The 17,216-nt window shown below is 43.2% G+C and carries 12 protein-coding genes and 1 tRNA gene; 4 read left to right on the top strand and 9 right to left on the bottom strand.

What is annotated here, in order from left to right; translation table 11 throughout:
• Positions 1-46: 46 nt before the first annotated feature.
• The 3 genes from Q0R52_RS26610 to metG all read right to left on the bottom strand — a co-directional run bounded on the left by Q0R52_RS26610 (position 47) and on the right by metG (position 3,772).
• Positions 47-1,264: a site-specific integrase gene (locus Q0R52_RS26610; protein WP_295801026.1), complete on the bottom strand. Its 1,218-nt coding sequence runs from the start codon at positions 1,262-1,264 to the stop codon at positions 47-49.
• Positions 1,265-1,516: 252 nt separating this feature from the next.
• Positions 1,517-1,588 (bottom strand) — tRNA-Arg (locus Q0R52_RS26605).
• A 114-nt stretch (positions 1,589-1,702) separates the two neighbouring features.
• Entirely contained in the window at positions 1,703-3,772 is a 2,070-nt protein-coding gene (gene metG / locus Q0R52_RS26600; RefSeq protein ID WP_295801022.1) for a methionine--tRNA ligase, read from the bottom strand.
• A gap of 131 nt (positions 3,773-3,903) precedes the next feature.
• Between metG and Q0R52_RS26595 the strand changes: the two genes are divergently transcribed.
• Together Q0R52_RS26595 and Q0R52_RS26590 are read left to right on the top strand one after the other, a co-directional pair.
• Complete coding sequence (locus tag Q0R52_RS26595) at positions 3,904-4,848, top strand: LD-carboxypeptidase (RefSeq protein WP_295801443.1); 945 nt, start codon at positions 3,904-3,906, stop codon at positions 4,846-4,848.
• Between the two features lie 95 nt (positions 4,849-4,943).
• Positions 4,944-5,348, top strand: coding sequence for a DoxX family protein (locus Q0R52_RS26590; RefSeq protein WP_295801020.1), 405 nt, complete (start codon positions 4,944-4,946; stop codon positions 5,346-5,348).
• 66 nt (positions 5,349-5,414) lie between these two features.
• Here Q0R52_RS26590 and Q0R52_RS26585 read toward each other — a convergent pair whose 3' ends face one another.
• From Q0R52_RS26585 to Q0R52_RS26560, 6 genes are all read right to left on the bottom strand, one after another.
• Positions 5,415-6,443 carry a carboxypeptidase-like regulatory domain-containing protein gene (locus Q0R52_RS26585; protein WP_295801016.1) on the bottom strand — a complete coding sequence of 343 codons (1,029 nt, stop codon included), beginning with the start codon at positions 6,441-6,443 and terminating at the stop codon, positions 5,415-5,417.
• Positions 6,444-6,699: 256 nt separating this feature from the next.
• The gene (locus tag Q0R52_RS26580) at positions 6,700-7,668 is read right to left on the bottom strand and encodes a carboxypeptidase-like regulatory domain-containing protein (protein WP_295801013.1); all 969 of its coding nucleotides are present in this window, start codon (positions 7,666-7,668) and stop codon (positions 6,700-6,702) included.
• 120 nt (positions 7,669-7,788) lie between these two features.
• Positions 7,789-8,769 carry a carboxypeptidase-like regulatory domain-containing protein gene (locus tag Q0R52_RS26575; protein WP_295801009.1) on the bottom strand — a complete coding sequence of 327 codons (981 nt, stop codon included), beginning with the start codon at positions 8,767-8,769 and terminating at the stop codon, positions 7,789-7,791.
• A 197-nt stretch (positions 8,770-8,966) separates the two neighbouring features.
• The gene (locus Q0R52_RS26570; RefSeq protein WP_295801007.1) at positions 8,967-9,947 is read right to left on the bottom strand and encodes a hypothetical protein; all 981 of its coding nucleotides are present in this window, start codon (positions 9,945-9,947) and stop codon (positions 8,967-8,969) included.
• Positions 9,948-10,046: 99 nt separating this feature from the next.
• The gene (locus tag Q0R52_RS26565; RefSeq protein WP_295801004.1) at positions 10,047-11,525 is read right to left on the bottom strand and encodes a SusD/RagB family nutrient-binding outer membrane lipoprotein; all 1,479 of its coding nucleotides are present in this window, start codon (positions 11,523-11,525) and stop codon (positions 10,047-10,049) included.
• Between the two features lie 41 nt (positions 11,526-11,566).
• Positions 11,567-14,806: a SusC/RagA family TonB-linked outer membrane protein gene (locus tag Q0R52_RS26560; RefSeq protein ID WP_295801000.1), complete on the bottom strand. Its 3,240-nt coding sequence runs from the start codon at positions 14,804-14,806 to the stop codon at positions 11,567-11,569.
• 184 nt (positions 14,807-14,990) lie between these two features.
• Here Q0R52_RS26560 and Q0R52_RS26555 point away from each other — a divergent pair, with 184 nt between their 5' ends.
• Positions 14,991-15,323 carry a PadR family transcriptional regulator gene (locus Q0R52_RS26555; RefSeq protein ID WP_252793899.1) on the top strand — a complete coding sequence of 111 codons (333 nt, stop codon included), beginning with the start codon at positions 14,991-14,993 and terminating at the stop codon, positions 15,321-15,323.
• 22 nt (positions 15,324-15,345) lie between these two features.
• Positions 15,346-16,989 carry a PspC domain-containing protein gene (locus tag Q0R52_RS26550; RefSeq protein ID WP_295800988.1) on the top strand — a complete coding sequence of 548 codons (1,644 nt, stop codon included), beginning with the start codon at positions 15,346-15,348 and terminating at the stop codon, positions 16,987-16,989.
• The last annotated feature ends 227 nt before the right edge of the window (positions 16,990-17,216 follow it).

Genomic DNA, 17,216 nt, shown 5'->3' with positions numbered 1-17,216 from the left:
AAATTAACTTAAGATCGCAAATTGCGACCTCAAGTTTTTGAGTAGTTTATTCATTAGCAAATTTTCGCCTTAGCAAAGCCATATCCTTGCTCACTTTCAAATCCAAAACCTTTGCATAGTGTTGTGTGGTTTTAATATTGGTGTGGCCTAACATCTTGCTAACGCTTTCAATAGGTACACCATTGGATAAAGTTACCGTTGTAGCGAATGTGTGCCGGGCCATGTGAAATGTGAGTGTTTTGGTAATGCCGCATATATCAGCAATTTCCTTCAAGTAGCTGTTCATCCGTTGATTGCTCAAAACGGGCAAAACAAGGTTCTTATTTACGCATTGCGGGTGATCGGCATACTTGTTTACAATGTCGGCGGCTATGGCTAATAACGGTATTCTTGAACTGGTATCTGTTTTTTGTCTTGTTGTAAATATCCATTGTTCACCGTCAACACCTTTGGCAATTTGGTGGCGTTGTAATTTCTGCACATCTGCATAACATAAGCCGGTATAACAGCAAAATATAAATATATCCCGCACCTGTATCAGTCTTTCAATAGTAATCCCCTTAATCACTATGGCTTCCAATTCATCCTGCATTAAGAACTCCTTTTCTTTCGCCTTGGCCTTTGATCTGTAATTGATAAATGGATTATCACTTAACCATTTGTTAGCTAAACAATTGTTAACGATCTTTTTTAGGTGCTTTACATATTTAGCGGCAGATACCCCGCTGCATTTGCATACCGTTTTTAGGTAAAATTCATAATTGACGATAAAGGCATGGTTCAAACTTTTAACATCCATATCAGCTATGCCATATTGATGCTGCACAAACAACGATAAGTGCTTATAGGAACTGCGATAACTTTTAAGGGTGTTGGCTACAAAGCCATTGCCAATTAATGCTTTTACCTGTTCGTTGTGCTCATTAAATAACGCTACTATATAGTAGGGTTTTTCTGCACGGCCAATAAATTGATTACGTAACCTGTCGGCGGTAATACTTTCACATGCGCCAATTAGTTGCTGGTGGGCGTTCATCACTTTGGCTTGCAGGGTGTCTAAGTAACTGTTTAAAGCCCTTACTTCCGATTTAGTGCCAATGCCCCGCCCGGAGTGGTTATTCCACCCTGACGGCTCACAATCCCGCCCGGCAGACACCTCGGAACGTTTCCCATTAACGGTAATACGCATATAAACAGGCATAGTACCTGATACGTAAGCTTTTTGTTTCTTTAAATAAAAGAGCAGATTGAAATTAGTTTTCATGATTACAAGCATTAAAAAGTTAAACAAATGTATGCTTGCAAGTAATAGATATCAAGATGTTCAATTATTGAACTGGCTGGTAGTCAATAATTTACAGCTTTTTTGGTGAGTAGTAACTTTGCTTTTTGATACTCACCGAATTACTCACTTTTTTAACGTGATTTGGTGCATATTTTGGTGTTTTGACCAAAAAACAAAAGCCTGCAATCATTTGATTTGCAGGCTTTTATCATGTTTTGATATTGATTTTTGTGGTCCCGACGAGAATCGAACTCATATCTAGAGTTTAGGAAACTCCTATTCTATCCGTTGAACTACGGGACCTGTTTTTATTTCGGAATTCGGATGGTTGATTTCGGATTTACCTTACCGGTTCCTGAATTTGTGCAAAGGTGCGAATTATAGATGATTTGTCAAAACCCTTTGTTTCCAATTCGCTTATCGTATCACCGACCCATCATGAATATCCCCACCCGGCACAACAAAGCTTAACTTCCCGTCAGCGCTTTCTGCCATCAGTATCATACCTTGCGACAGGATGCCTTTGATCTCCCTGGGTTCCAGGTTTACCAGCACACTTACCTTTTGGCCGATTATGGCTTCGGGTTCAAAATATTCGGCAATGCCGGATACGATGGTGCGTGTGTCGAGACCTGTATCGATGCTTAACTTTAGCAGTTTTTTTGTTTTGGCTACTTTTTCAGCAGTCACAATGGTACCTGTGCGGATATCCATCGTAGCGAAGGATTCGTAGTTAATATTTTCCTTTGCAGGTACAATTGCCGGTTGTGTTGGTGCTGTCGCAGCTTTTTTATCTGCCAGTTTTTGCAACTGTTTTTCTATCACTTCGTCCTCAACCTTTTCAAACAGTATAACCGGCTTATTTAGCTGATGGCCGCTTGTAAAAGCCATTTCAGCATCCATTGCTATTGCACTAAATGGAATGTTTAGCATTTCCACCATCTTCCTTACCGTAGCGGGTAAAAACGGCTGTAAACAGGCCGCCAAATGTCCCATTAGTACCAAACCATTGTGCAATGCCTCCTTAGCCTGCCCCGGATCTGTTTTTATCTTCTTCCATGGTTCCTGCTCGGTTAAATAACCGTTACCCAAACGAGCCATATTCATTACACTTTGCAATGCTGCCCTGAACCTGTATGCTTCAAGATTTACCTGTATTTCGTCGTACAGCCTTCCGATCTCCGTATTGACACTTTTGTCCGTTAGTACTATTTTACCGGTTTCATGTTCTAATTTTCCATCGTAGTATTTGTGCATCAATACCATTATACGGTTAACATAGTTGCCTAAAATATCTGCCAACTCATTATTAACTCGCGCCTGGTAATCTTTCCAGGTAAATTCGCTGTCGCTGGTTTCGGGCAGTATCGAGGTTAGCACATAACGCAGTTCGTCCTGTTTACCAGGGAATTCTTCCAGATATTCGTGCAGCCAAACCGCATGGTTACGCGAGGTTGAAAGTTTATCACCCTCCAGGTTCAAAAACTCGTTGGCAGGCACATTCTGAGGCAAAATATATTCGCCATGCGCATGCAGTATCGATGGGAAAATAATACAGTGGAATACAATGTTATCCTTGCCTATAAAATGCAGCAGGCAAGCTTCGTCAGCCTCATTCTCCTGTTTTTTCCAGTATAATTTCCAGTCTTTGCCGTTATCTATAGCCCATTGTTTGGTGGCCGATATGTAGCCAATCGGCGCATCCATCCACACATAAAGCTTTTTGCCTTTTGCTTCTTCCAGCGGCACATCGATACCCCAGTCGAGGTCGCGTGTCATGGAGCGGGGTTGCAGGCCCGATTTCAACCAGGACTTGCATTGACCGTATACATTTACCTTCCATTCGTCTTCCTTGGTTTCAATCCACTGCTCCAGCCAGGGCTGATATTTATCCAACGGCAAAAACCAGTGCTTGGTAAGTTTTAATACCGGAGGCTTACCACTTAAGGTTGATATGGGGTTTATAAGATCTGTAGGATTTAGCGATGTTCCACAGTTTTCGCATTGATCGCCGTATGCATTGGGGTTGCTGCAATTGGGGCAGGTACCAATGATGTAGCGGTCGGCTAAAAACTGCTGGTAATCCTCATCAAAATATTGTTCCGAAAATTTCTCTATAAACTCATCCTTCTCGTATAAGTTCAGGAAAAACTCCTGCGAAAGATCATGATGTATGGGCGACGAGGTACGGTGATAAATATCAAACGATACCCCAAACTCTTCAAAACTGGTTTTTATCTGGTGATGATATTTATCAATGATTGCCTGCGGGGTAGTGTCTTCCTTTTTGGCCTTTATGGTAATGGCAGCGCCATGCTCGTCGGAGCCGCATATATACACCACATCCTTTTTTTGGAGGCGCAGGTAGCGCACAAAAATATCGGCAGGCAAATATGCACCCGCCAGGTGGCCAATATGCAGCGGCCCATTTGCATAAGGTAGCGCCGAAGTGACTGTAAACCGTTTAAATTTATTCAATTGTGACATTATGGGGCAAAGATACCGTTTTAGTCCGGAAAGTCGGAAAAGTCGGTAAAGTCCGAAGACAAAAAGGGGTTAGAGGCGCCGAAGACAGAAAGTTTTTAGATTTTGCGTACCTTGCCGGCAGCGATTTTATGATGGATACAACTGCAACTTCTTCCGGACTTTCGGACTTTACTGACTTTCGGACTAACCCGCCATACCTAAAGGCGGGCGACAAAATTGCCGTCACCTGCCCGGCAAAAAAACTGCCTAACCCGATGACGGATGCCATCAATCTGCTTCAATCATGGGGATTGGAAGTGGTGCTTGGCGATACCGTAAATGCGTCCTGGCACCAATTCGCCGGCGATGACGAGTTCAGGGCAAAGGATTTTCAGCGTTTTATTGATGACGACAGCATAAAGGCCATCATTGCCGCCCGCGGCGGTTATGGAACGGTTAGGATGATTGATATGGTTGATTTTAGCCGCTTTGCTACACACCCCAAATGGGTGGTCGGTTTTAGCGATATCACTTTGCTGCACGCCCATTTGTTTGCCAATTTTAATGCGCCTAGCATCCACGGACAAATGCCCATGACCATCCCTGATGCTTCCAAACGTTCATTAGATACGTTACGAAAGGCCTTGTTCGGTGAAGCAATAAGCTACCAACTTGAACCACATGCTTTAAACCGGCACGGCGAGGGCGAAGGATTGCTGATAGGCGGGAATTTATCGCTGCTGCTTTCGTTATCCGGTTCCGTTTCAGACATGGATTATACGGGCAAAATATTGTTTATAGAAGACGTAAGCGAATATCTATACAGCATCGACCGTATGCTGCGCGCCCTTAAGCGGGCGGGTAAGCTGGCAAAGCTAAATGGCCTCATTGTAGGCGGCTTTACCGATGTGAAGGACAACGATATCCCCTTTGGGCAAACAGTACCCGAAATTGTAATGGAAGTGGTAAAAGACTACGATTACCCGGTATGCTTTGATTTCCCCGCAGGGCATGTGCCCGATAACTGCAGCCTGGTGTTAGGCAAACTATTGCACCTGTCCGTCACCAAAAGCGGGGCAAATATCTCTTACAGTTAGCATAAAATTTTTCATAAACATTTAACTTGCGCCATGTTCACTCTTTGAGAAACTGGTTAATAACTTATATCAAACTAATCCCTAATCTCCAATCAATGGCACTATTCAGCAAATTAGCAAAATACAAAGATTTCGGCCTGCTTGTTATCAGGCTTGGCCTTGGCCTTATGTTTATCTGGCACGGGTACCCCAAACTTATGGGTGGACCCAAAATGTGGAAAGAGCTTGGCGGCGCTATGGGCTATGTCGGCATCCACTTCCTGCCCATTGTTTGGGGGCTTGCAGCAGCATTAACAGAAACCATTGGTGGCGTACTGCTAATTTTAGGCCTCGCCTTCAGGCCGGTTTGCCTGGTGCTTGTTATTAACCTTTGTGTAGCTATCGCTATGCACCTGCACAGTGGTGGACTGGACGACGCAGCGCACGCCATTGAGGACGCCGTTACGTTTGCCGGGTTGTTTTTTATAGGGCCTGGAAAATATAGCGTTGATAAGCGATAATTGAACTTAATCAATAACAAAGAAGCCGGACTTTTGCCCGGCTTCTCTATTATATTTCAGAGCTGTTTACTTATTATTCAAACTCGCCCCTAAATCCTTAACATACTCCTCGTCAACATCCCGTGAGCCTTGCGCTGTAATAAATGCATCGGCATCGCCACCCATCAGGTTTTTAAGCACACTTTTTTTGAGGGATATTTTATGCGGCTTATTTTCGGCTGTGTTCACAAAGAAATAACGGTCTATATCCTGGTATTCATCATACCTGTGCCCCATTTCAAGCACACCATCAGTATGATAGTCGGCTTTGCTTAGTTTGGTATCTACTCTTTTGTAGATGATATATTTGGGGGTTTTAAGCAAAACTTCAACAAAAGGCTTGTCGTTTATTTCCGGGGCATTTTCGTAAAGGTGGGCGTGGCCCTTTTTATCATATAATGTAAAGCTCTTTAGCTGGCTTGTTGATACTTTCGCCATTGATTTGCCATCGTTGGTAAACAATATGTCGCCGCCAATTTTATCATAGTTATACATGTTGGTTTTTTCAACAACAAGGCCATCTTCTTTATTAATCCCAAAACCCGGCACCCAATCTTCATACAAATAGCGGCTGCCCCTGGTTGGTTCACCTACAAACCCAGCCTTTACTAAGGTAACGTCACTCCCGCCGGCGCCTCCCTCCCTTCCAGATTCCGCTCTCGCCGATATCGCCCCGGAACCCTTAACTACCTGATCCCTCGCCCGCAGAAACTCTGAGTTGCCGCCCTGCTCACCCGACTTAAGCGATGCAACGTTACCGTCATCAGTGCCTTCGCTCAACACTATGTTTACATCTGTTTTATTATCAAGCTTAAGCTCAGTGTCTTTATAATTACTGGCCGCAACCGACAGTGTTGACGAAGGGTCGACTTTAATTTTAAACGCCCCTGTCGAATCGGCAAATGTTGCGTAATTATGTTGTGCATCCCTTACAAATGCATAAGGGATCGGCTGCCCCTTTTGGTTATTTACCGTACCTTTTACCGTAACCGTTTGGCCAAGGGCGACCGTGCCCAAAACCAACAGTAAACTTGTTGTTGTGATAATCGCTTTCATTTTTATTTTCTAAAAGATTAAATAATTTTCCGTCAGGGGCCTTTAAGTTACCAAAAAAAAACTGTTAGCACAACAACCAGTTGGCAATCAGTCGAAAAACCGCCAAACAACGTAATTTCTTAGTCAACCCTTGTACAACAGTCCCCAATCATCGCAAAATTGTTACAAAAAACAGGCGACCTGTTAAAGGCCGCCTGTTTACAGCCGGACTACTTGTCCGGCTTACTAAAAGTCATTGGCTCGGTTCTCCCGAAATTTATTTGGCTAAACTATTACCCAGTTCCCTAACATAATCGTCATCAACATCTTTCGAGCCTTGTGATGCAATAAATGCATCGGCATCACCGCCTAAAAGTTTCTTTAAGGTGCTTTTTTTAAGCGAAATGGACTGCGCCTTACCGTCTGCCCCTACAAAATAATAGCGGTCATTATCCACATACTCGTCATATCTATGCCCCATTTCAAGCACGCCGTCTGTATGGAAATCAGCCCTGCTAAGTTTTGAGTCACTCTTTTTGTATATTTTATATTTAGGAGTGCTCAACAATACTTCAACAAACAACTTGTCCTTTATAACCGGTGAGCTTTCGTAAACGTGCGCCTGTCCTCTTTTATCAAACAAACTAAAGCTCTTGATTTGGCTGTTCGAAACAGCGGCCATTGATTTACCGTCGTTTGTGTATAAGATGTTGCCGCTTATTTTGTCGTAGTTGTACATATTGGCTTTCTCAACAACAAGCGAGTCTCCTTTGTTTATGCCAAATCCGGGAATCCAATCAGGGAACAAATAGCGACTGCCCCTGGTAGCCTCCTGCGTAAAGCCGGACTTAACCTGCTGTTGGCTTGCATCACCCCCAAACATCAATTGGCCGCGATGCAAAAACTCGTCATTTATCTCGGCTTTTACCGATTTTAAAGATGCAACGCCACCTTGTGGAGCATCGGCCGGCAAAACCACCGCAACATTTGTTTTATTCTCGATTTTTACCTGTGTCTCCTTATAGTTGCCGGCAGACACCTGCAGCGCCGACGCCGGATCCGCTTTTAGCATAAATGTACCGGTTGAATCGGCAAAGGTTGCATAATTATGCTGTGCATCGCGTACAAAAGCATATGGAACGGGCTGGCCTTTCTGATTGTTCACCGTGCCCCTAACTTCAATTGTTTGTGCAAACGCAGCTGCGCTGGTGAGTATAAGTAATAAGCTTGTAGTAATAGTCTTCATATTTTATATTGAAAAGATTTAAGGCCTAAAGATAAAAATATTCTTTGCAGAACGCACGTGCGGTTCCCATCATTTAGATAAACCGGGTTGTTTGAAGGTAAAAAAAATGTTACAACGAAATTATTGGGCCAGGCTGTAGCCAAGTTCGCGTACGTAGTCGTCATCTACATCCCGGTCGCCCTGGGCGGCTATAAATTTGTCGGCATCCCCGCCAAGCAACTCTTTCAGCGTCTTTTTCTTTAAAGAAATCCCCTTTGGCTTATCGCCCGCTTTAACGAAATAATAATGCTCATAGTCAACATATTCATCGTACCTGTTACCTGACGTAATAACCCCGTCGCTTTTAAAATCGGCCTGAACGAGCTTATTATCTGTTTGCTTGTATATTTTGTATTTGGCGTTATTTAACAGCACCTCGATGTAAGGCTTTTTACTTATTGCCGGGGCGTTTTCAAAAGTAAGAGGAAGTAATTTGCCGTTAAAAAGGCTAAAGTATTTTATCCCCGGCTTATTAATCCGCATCACCGTCTTCATATCTTTAGTAAACAACAGGGAGCCGCTGGCCTTGTCGTAATTATATAAATTATTAATATCAAACCAAAGCGAATCTTTAATACCAATGGCAAAACCGTGTACCCAATGCGGCAGCAAAAACTGGCTGCCTCTTGTAGGCTCGTGCGCAAACCCGGCGGCAACGGCTGTGCTTGAGCCGGTTTGCGTCATCAGGGTTTGATAATAAGGCACACCACCGCCGCCATCAGTCTCCGGACCAGCCAAACCTGCGGAATTACCTGCCGCATTTGCCGACGACGATGTACCTGTCGGCATAACTATATTCACAACGGTTTTATTCTCTATTTTAACCTGCGTATCTGCAAAACCGTTGGCAATTGCAACTAACACCGATGAAGGATCGGCTTTAAGCAGAAACGAGCCTGCCGAGTCGGCATAAGTTGCATAATAATGTTGCACGTCGCGCACAAAAGCCAGGGGAATAGGCTGACCTTGCGCATCCTTTACCGTTCCACTAATTGAGGTTGTTTGGCCAAACGAATTGACGCTGATAACAGCTGTCAAAAAAAGCACCCAGATTGTTTTCATTAATTGCGTTTGATTTTGTTATTGGTAATATACGAAAAAATTACAAATTATATGTTGCTGTAACAGGCAGTACCAATTATAAACGCTGACAATGAGCCTATTGTTGTAAACGACCGGTACTACGAACAGTTAAATGCAGGGCATAAAAAAAGCCGCCCCAAATTTAGTGGGGCGGCTTAAGCAAAGTATGCTAATTGTTATCTTGGACCTGAGTAAGCAAGCTGCACGTGTGCTTGCCTGCTCGAGCCTACTGGTGGCGGCGCTCCGCCGAACCATGCAAAATTCAATGTAAATGTCTTGGTAGCCGGATCGTAAAAATTGTCCATGCCATCAATATTGTGCAAATTTGGATTACCTGTTGAAGCCACTGTAACTTTGTTAGTTGCCGGGTCTACAGTAAAATACAATCCATCAATACCACCTACACCACCGCCGTTTGCCCAAGCGATGTTGAAGTTATTACTAACGGGGCCTTTAGTTATAACTGTGCTTGTCACACCCGCAGTAATAGAACCACTCAAACCATTAGAATTATCTTCAGGAGCTCCGCCTGCTACAAACCGAAAAACTGTCCCGGTAAGAGCATAAGTACCGTCATACGCATTTTTCACAGCAACACCCGCCGCAACTGTGCCAAGACTTGCTTTTTGTTTGAAAGCGCTCATGCTGGTAATTTTATAAACCGAGCCGTAAGTATTTGAAAGGTCGAGTTTGCTACCATCCACCTTAAAAATTATATTCTTAATGAATTCGCCTGCCGCAAAATTTAAAGTTATAACGGAACCATCGCCGCTAACCGTAACACCTTTCGAGCTTGAATACAAACCGCCCGCTGCAAGATCAGCAGCACTCGGAGTAGTGTAAAGATCGCTGGTAAAAGGTGTCAAACCTAAATTATCTGTAGAATCAGGCTGAGCAGTGAGGGTAACGGTTACAGCTTTCTGCAAATCAGAATTACTGGAAGCATCACGCCTAACAGTGAAAAGTACCACAGGCTTAACGTCGCTAAATACATCAAAAAATTGATAATACGGACTACCGCCAGCTTCTGTTATATAAACAAACGTAGTGCCTGATTGCTTTGTTTCTGTCCCGCTAAAGGGGTCCTTACGGCAGGCGCTGAAAATAAGCATCAGCGAGCAGCCAAGAAACGCATATTTTAAAAATTTATTTTTCATTTTTATAATTTTTTAATTGTTACTAAACTATCATGGACCTTCCCATATGAACACAAGTCCATGACAGTTTCATTTATGTTTTTGCTATCTGCTCTCGGCTTACGGATGCAATGTTAAACCAATAACATCCCACCAAACTGCATTATCCTGTGAATCTACCCCAGGCGCATAGCCTACTTCGCGGGCACTGGCAGCTTTTACGTTTGCAGCGTTAGTTGTTTGTTCAGAAGTTGCATACATATACCTTCTAACAATCAGTTTTGACGAGTTTGATGCGGCAGGGGCTGGTTTAAGAGCAGGGTACCCTGTTTTCCGCCAGATGTCCCAACCCATATGGCCATCAGGATATGCACTTACCCATTGTTGTACAGCAATGTTTTTTTCGTTTGCAATACCGGGTGCCCCACTTACTACAACATTAGCGTTGCTGAAATATGTAGCTGTAGGTGCATCAAGTCCCCATTGTGCAAATGAAAGGTTAACACCATTTTGATAAGTGGCAACCAGGTCGCCGGTTGTCCAGCCTATGTTAATAGCTTCAGCGGTTGCAAGGGCAATTTCAGAAGCAGTTATAACTTCAACCCTCGAAGCCTGGGTGCGTTTGTCTGCACGCAACACCATCGCCCAATCAGAGTTTGCAGCAATGTAGTTATTAGCTGTAGTACGGTCAACACCGAAAGGAACACCGTCGGCCGAACCTACTGTACCACCGGTAGTTTGGGCCGGATCGCTATACGAACCACCAGTAACAGTTTGCCTGTTATCGTTAGTAGACTTTAGGTAGTCAGTAAAGGTTTTACTTTCAGCCCAATCTTGTCTTCCGTTAAACAGGTTGTACCATGGCGATTTGAAGCTACCACCAGGATAGGCTACACCAAAGTTTTGTGCATTTGTTGTAATAGGGCCTGCAGCTAAAGCAGCTTTAAATGCAGTTGCATAAAAATCACTTGCTCCCGGTACTTTTTTAGATGCCTGGATAGAAACCAGCATTACTAACGAGTTACCTGCTCTTTTCCATGATGCAGCATCGCCGCCATAAAAAAGGTCTCCCGGTACCGAACCACCGTCCATTGAAGCAACAGCGGCTTGAACCTTGGTAACGATGCCCTTATAAATATCCTCCTGCTTATCATAAGCCGGAGTGATAGCCTTAAGGCCCTGTAAGGCTTGGCTATAAGGGACATCGCCCCAGTAATCTGTTGTTATCCAATAAATGTACTGCTGCAATATGGTGGCAGCAGCAACCGAGTTTTTGCTTTGATTAAGGCTAATAACGTTCTGGCAATCTTCAAGGTCGCCATTGTAAGTTCCTACAAAACTATTAGTAGGCGCCGAATAAAGCGAAGTGCCGGGATATTGGGTTTCAGAAAAATATTGAGCATACGATCCTCCGGATAATGCGCCATTTGCCACGTAACTTGGCAGGTTATTTTCTACGTTTGCCAGCAACGCGCTCACAACAGGGTTCCGAACCGCGGTCGGGTCGTTGTTGGTCGTGCCGAAGTCGCTTGGTTTTTTACAGCTTGCGGCCCCCAATAACGTAAGGGTCGTTAGCGTGTATATATAAATCTTTTTCATCGTTTTTAAATATTTAAATTAAATTTTCGTTTATCTACCGATCAGAAACCAACTTTTAAGTTAAATCCGAAACCTCTTGTTCCAGGTAATTGTCCTGATTCCCCTGATACTGCACTAATCTGTGATGGATCGAAATCTTTTGTTTTAGCATATATTAACCAAAGGTCATGTGCCTGTATCTGGAATGTTGCATTCTTGATAACATTACCAATTCCCAATTTTTTAACAGGGATTTTGTATGAGATACCAGCCTCACGCAATTTAATGAAGGTTAAGTCATAAACAAACTCATCTTCAGTACCGTTGTTAAAGTTGTTGTGATAGTAATCATAAGCACTAACATACATGCTAACCGGTTTGCCGTTTGCATCAACACCTGTTTGGTGGATACCACCGCCGTCAGCAACGTTATCACGAACAGGATTACCTTTGTCGTTTAATGCTGCAGTACGGTAAGTTGTACCAGAGAATGAACCGAAGGCATCAGTTAATGAAGCGAATTTACCGCCAAACTGGTAATCTATGTTAAAGTTAAAGGCGAAATCCTTAAACAGGTTGAATGTATTTTGTATACCACCTGTATGTTTTGGAAGCGCGCTGCCGTAATATACAGCAGGGTTTCTCTGGTAGAAACCAGAACCATCAAGGATTGGCACACCTGCAGAATTGCGGAGGATACCTGAACCAAATATCTGGCCCCATGCAGCACCGGCTTTCTGAACCAGGTAAGGCACTTGTGAGAACGTATTGTATCTAACAATAACTTGCTGTACGTTGTACTTGTTACTGATTTCAACAACTTTATCCTGTAATAAGTTCTCGTAGGCTAATGAAACCTGCCAAGAGAAATTAGGGATTTTTACCGGGTAAATGTTAACGTTTATGTCGAAACCTTTACGTTCAACATCACCAAAGTTAGTCAGAATAGAGTTTACACCGCTGGCACCGTTCACACCAATTGAGAATGGAATGTCCTTTTCAGAAGCGGTAAAGTAAGTTCCGGAAATGCTGATCCTGTCATTCAGGAAACGCAGATCCAAACCTAACTCTTTCTGAGTTACTGTTGAACCGTGAATCTTAGGGTCAACGCTTTGGTCAGGAGTAGTCATTATCAACTGACCGTTAAATTTCTGAGGGTTTACGCCGTATGATGCACCAGGGTAACGGTAAGCACCAAAATCTTCGTTACCAAAACCTAACGCTTTAGGTATTTGACCGTAGCTGGCCCTAACTTTACCGTAGCTCAACCATTTATCCTGGCTTTTCAGCAAGTCGCTGAAAACGAATGATAAACCTGCTGATTTTGATAACACATCATTTTTAGCTTGTGGGAAAGTCGAGAACCAATCATTACGTGCCGAACCGTCCAAATAAATCAGGTCTTTCCAGCTCAAGGCTAAGTGACCTAATACAGCATTGTAAGCTTCAGTTACTCTTCCGTTACCAATAGATGGAGCGCTAACGCTGTTTCCTATAGTATAAAGGTCAGGAATGGTTAAACCGTCAACAGTACTTGCTGAGTTTGATTTTGCAGTTGAGTTAAAACGGTCAGTACCGAAGTTAGCGTCAACAGTGAAATCCTTTACCTTTTTGTGGTAGGTTGCTAAAAACTCTAAATTTTCGCGGTTTGAGTAACTTGTACCTGTAGAATAGCCTGCTTTTACACCTGTTTGTGTTGCACCAATTTCAAGCGCAGTAGGCACAATGGTTTCGCCCCATGTAGTATTTTGTTGTTTACGGTAAGTAACCCTAAAGTTTAAGTCGTTATTAACTTTGTACGTGAAGGCTATATTTCCGTATAAACGGTCGCGGTTTGAGTGAATCTGCTCCAAATCTTCGAAGGTATAGTAGTTATACCAGTAGTTTGCGCCATAAAACGAAGTTGGGTTAGCCGGGTTCCATGCATTAGGGTCGTTGTGGTTCCAGGTTGCATACTGGTTAGGGCCGTATTGTAAGCCTCTAAGCTCTTTCAATATACCCATGTCAATATCGCGGTGGAACCATTGAGTAAAGCCACCTGTTCCAAGGTTAGCATAACCATCGTCGACTATACCGTGCAGTTTTTGGTTGGTATAGTTAATGTTAGCTGATAACGAGAAGTGCTTACTTAAATCATAGTTATAATTTAAGTTCAGCGTATTTCTCTTCAAGTCCTGGTCAGGAATAATACCTTTTTGGTAAACGTTACCATAGCTTAATTTAAAGCTGTAATCGTCGCCTGCTTTGTTAAAAGTTAAACTGTTGTCAAGCAGTGGCGCTGTTTGGAAGTATTCAGAAGTATTATTCGGCTGTGGTGTCCATGAAGCTGTTTTACCGGTGTATTTTGTACCGGCATACCATGCATACCATGGAATATACTCCTGGCCAACCATTTTGGGGCCCCAGCTGCTATCATCAGAATAATCAGGGTAATATTTACCGCTCAATGATTTCCAATGATCAGGATCGCCTGCTTTCCAAACATACTGGGTAAATACCGGGTTGTTACCACCACCATAAGTATTTTGGTAGTTAGGCTCAATGTAAGCCTTGTCCCAGGTTGCACCAATACGCAGATCAACGTTTAAGCCGCCATTCTTTTTAGCCTTTGCAGTAGTGATTACGATTGCACCGTTAGCACCTTGCGAACCTAATAGGGCTGCTGCTGCTGCACCTTGCAAAACTGTAACGCTTTCAACGTCATCAAGGTTTAAGTCATCAATGTTAGGCAGGATAGTACCGTCAACCACATAAAGTGCGCCAACGCCAGTACCAAAACCTGATGCACCACGCAACCTTACCTCGGTGTTACGGCCCAAAGCTGCTGCCGACTGGCTGCGCACCTGGATACCAGCAACTTTACCGGCAAGAGCGTTGTTAATGTTTGGCTCACGAACAGTGTTCAGTTCGGTAGCGGTAACCACCTGTGCAGAGTTTGAGTTTGAACGGGCTGTTTGCTTAATGCCGTAACCACCGGTTACCACAACTTCTTTCAACTCTTTTGCATTTGTCTCAAGGGTCGCATTTACAATGTCAGTTGCACCAATTGCGATAACAACCCTGTTGTAACCTACAAATGTGAATGCTAATGATTTTGCCGATGCCGGCACCTTGATGGTAAACTTACCATAGTCGTTGGTTACTGTACCAACTTGAGTTCCGGGTACTGTAACGCTTACTCCTGGAAGCGGAAAACCGTCATCCTTTGAAGTAACCGTACCAGTAATTGTTCGATTTTGTGCAAATGCCTGCGTAGCGCAAAACATTATGAAACACAAACTTACTAGTAAAAGTTTTTTCATTTCGTTAATAATAAGATCAGTTAATAGTTAATTAATCATAAAAGTAGTGTTACATTATCAAATTGTCAAGCTAAATCTTAAAAAACATTGCTTTTTTTTAAAATAAACTATGTTTCGCCTATAGTTGAAATATTTTTAGTACTATGTATTGCATAATACAATTTAAAACATATATCTTTGTAGTATGATTGTTGAAAACACACAAACCCAAATGCGGAAAGGGATACTGGAGTATTGCATTCTTTCCATAATTGCAAAGGGCGAAACATATGCTTCGGATATCATCGCCGAGCTTAAAAAAGCCCAACTGCTTGTAGTTGAGGGTACTTTGTATCCCTTGCTCACCCGTTTAAAAAACAATGGGCTCCTTACCTATAACTGGGTAGAGAGCACATCGGGGCCGCCTCGTAAGTACTATATCTTATCAGAAGAGGGTAAAACGGTGCTGGCGCAACTGGACAAGACCTGGGAAGAGTTATTATTTGCTGTTCAGACAGCTATTGGAGACAGAAAATAAAAAACCGCAAATTATTATCATCATGAACAAAACTATCATCATAAATATAAACGGCATCGTGTTTCACATTGAAGAGGATGCCTACGAGATACTTAAAAACTACATGACGGAGGTAAAACGTCATTTTTCAAACTCGGCCGACAGCCTTGAAATTACTACCGATATTGAAAACCGCATTGCCGAAATGTTCAGCGAACTGCTTGAGAAAGAAAACCGGCAGGTTATTGTGGAGCAGGACGTTAACCAGGTTATTGAGCAAATGGGATCGGTGGCTGATTTTGAAAGCGCCGAGAACGACGAAGCTCACGCTCCTATATACAATTATAGCACCGAAGGCCGCAGACTATTCCGCGACCCTGATGATCATTTGGTAGCTGGTGTTTGCTCTGGCATTGCAAATTACTTTAATATAAACCCTGTTTGGATGAGGCTTGCATTTGCATTGTTTATCCCGGTTGGCGGCAGCGGTTTGCTATTATATATAATACTATGGATAGTGATACCCAAAGCTGTAAGCCGTGCCGACAGGATGGCCATGAAAGGCGAAAAACAAAACCTGCAGGGCTTTAAAAAGAACTTCGAAGAGGAAATGAGCTCGATGCGTCAAAATCTTTCAAACTTCGGAGATGAAGCCAGGCCATTTGTTTACAAAGCCCGCGATTTTGCCGGCGACTTTTTCCACCACCTGGGTATCTTTTTTAACGGCGCAGGTAAAGTGCTCATAAAAATGTTCGGGGTATGCCTGCTGCTGGCGGCATTTGGAGCTGCTATTTTCCTGGTGGTGGTGTTCATCGGCACTATTGGCTTCGGCGCCGATTTTGGCGACCATTTTCTGCCGTTCCGCCTGGCCAACAGTGAGCTTGTCAATAACATTTTAACAACCGGCTTCCTCGTGGCCTTTATCCCGGTTATCACCATTATACTGGTAACTATTAAAGGCGTGTTTAACGTGGGCAGTATCGGCAGGTCTACAGGTACCGTTTTATTGGTGCTGTGGCTGTGTTCATTGGGGATGCTTATATTCTATGCAACCAAAGTTGCAACAGGCTTTAGGGAACAAGCCAGCTTTACCGAAACAGTTGATTTAAAGCCAACAAAAAACAACACCTATTATTTAAAGCTGAATGATATCAAATATTTCTCGCACGAAGACAGCCTGAGGCTGGATATTAAAAACCACTTTAAAAACATGGTAGTTACCGATGAGGATTACAACGACTTCCACAGCGGCCCCCGCAGCGTTACGCTATATATTGAACATAGCGACATAAACAAACCCGTGCTGGAAGAATCATACCGGGCCAGCGGCTCCAATTACGAAACCGCACTATATAATGCCCGTAACACCACGTACGTTTTTGCACAACAGGATACTGTATTAAAATTTGACTATACCCTGCGTAAAAGGCCAAATCGCGTGTGGCATGCCGAAGAAGTTGTGCTTACCTTAAAATTGCCGTTAAACGCAAAAGTGATCATCGACCAAAAGCTTGATAATTATGTACAAGGCGTTAACCTGTATGATTGCCGCGATTTAAACCACACTGATAATAAAGCTACTTTTTCGGTATTTAATATGACCAATAACGGGCTGCAATGCAAGGTTGATACTATTGTGCCGGTTAAAAGGGATACTGTTAGGACTGATAGCGCGGTGAAGCAGTAATTCACCGGTACATAACAATCAGAAAAATTATTATAGCGATGGGTTTGAAACCCATCGCTATTTTTTTACCGTAAGCGCCGCCAAACAAACTGAAAATTTCGCCGATGAAAAAGGGCAGTTTACCGATGAAAACCACCTTTTGACCAAAAAGCAGGAAATACGATGTAACCTTTGCAGCCTTTTGTACATCTTACAAACAAAGCAATACAAAGGCTACGCCTGTGCTA

Origin of the sequence: Mucilaginibacter sp., from assembly GCF_025359345.1 — a bacterium.
In the GTDB taxonomy this organism is placed as follows: domain Bacteria; phylum Bacteroidota; class Bacteroidia; order Sphingobacteriales; family Sphingobacteriaceae; genus Mucilaginibacter.
This window is presented reverse-complemented; position numbering and strand designations above follow the sequence as displayed.

Excerpts from the sequence above, each read along its gene's own strand:
- Q0R52_RS26610 (WP_295801026.1), bottom strand. The coding sequence starts at position 1,264 with ATGAAAACTAATTTCAATCTGCTCTTTTATTTAAAGAAACAAAAAGCT.
- metG (WP_295801022.1), bottom strand. The coding sequence starts at position 3,772 with ATGTCACAATTGAATAAATTTAAACGGTTTACAGTCACTTCGGCGCTA.
- Q0R52_RS26595 (WP_295801443.1), top strand. The coding sequence starts at position 3,904 with ATGGATACAACTGCAACTTCTTCCGGACTTTCGGACTTTACTGACTTT.
- Q0R52_RS26590 (WP_295801020.1), top strand. The coding sequence starts at position 4,944 with ATGGCACTATTCAGCAAATTAGCAAAATACAAAGATTTCGGCCTGCTT.
- Q0R52_RS26585 (WP_295801016.1), bottom strand. The coding sequence starts at position 6,443 with ATGAAAGCGATTATCACAACAACAAGTTTACTGTTGGTTTTGGGCACG.
- Q0R52_RS26580 (WP_295801013.1), bottom strand. The coding sequence starts at position 7,668 with ATGAAGACTATTACTACAAGCTTATTACTTATACTCACCAGCGCAGCT.
- Q0R52_RS26575 (WP_295801009.1), bottom strand. The coding sequence starts at position 8,769 with ATGAAAACAATCTGGGTGCTTTTTTTGACAGCTGTTATCAGCGTCAAT.
- Q0R52_RS26570 (WP_295801007.1), bottom strand. The coding sequence starts at position 9,947 with ATGAAAAATAAATTTTTAAAATATGCGTTTCTTGGCTGCTCGCTGATG.
- Q0R52_RS26565 (WP_295801004.1), bottom strand. The coding sequence starts at position 11,525 with ATGAAAAAGATTTATATATACACGCTAACGACCCTTACGTTATTGGGG.
- Q0R52_RS26560 (WP_295801000.1), bottom strand. The coding sequence starts at position 14,806 with ATGAAAAAACTTTTACTAGTAAGTTTGTGTTTCATAATGTTTTGCGCT.
- Q0R52_RS26555 (WP_252793899.1), top strand. The coding sequence starts at position 14,991 with ATGATTGTTGAAAACACACAAACCCAAATGCGGAAAGGGATACTGGAG.
- Q0R52_RS26550 (WP_295800988.1), top strand. The coding sequence starts at position 15,346 with ATGAACAAAACTATCATCATAAATATAAACGGCATCGTGTTTCACATT.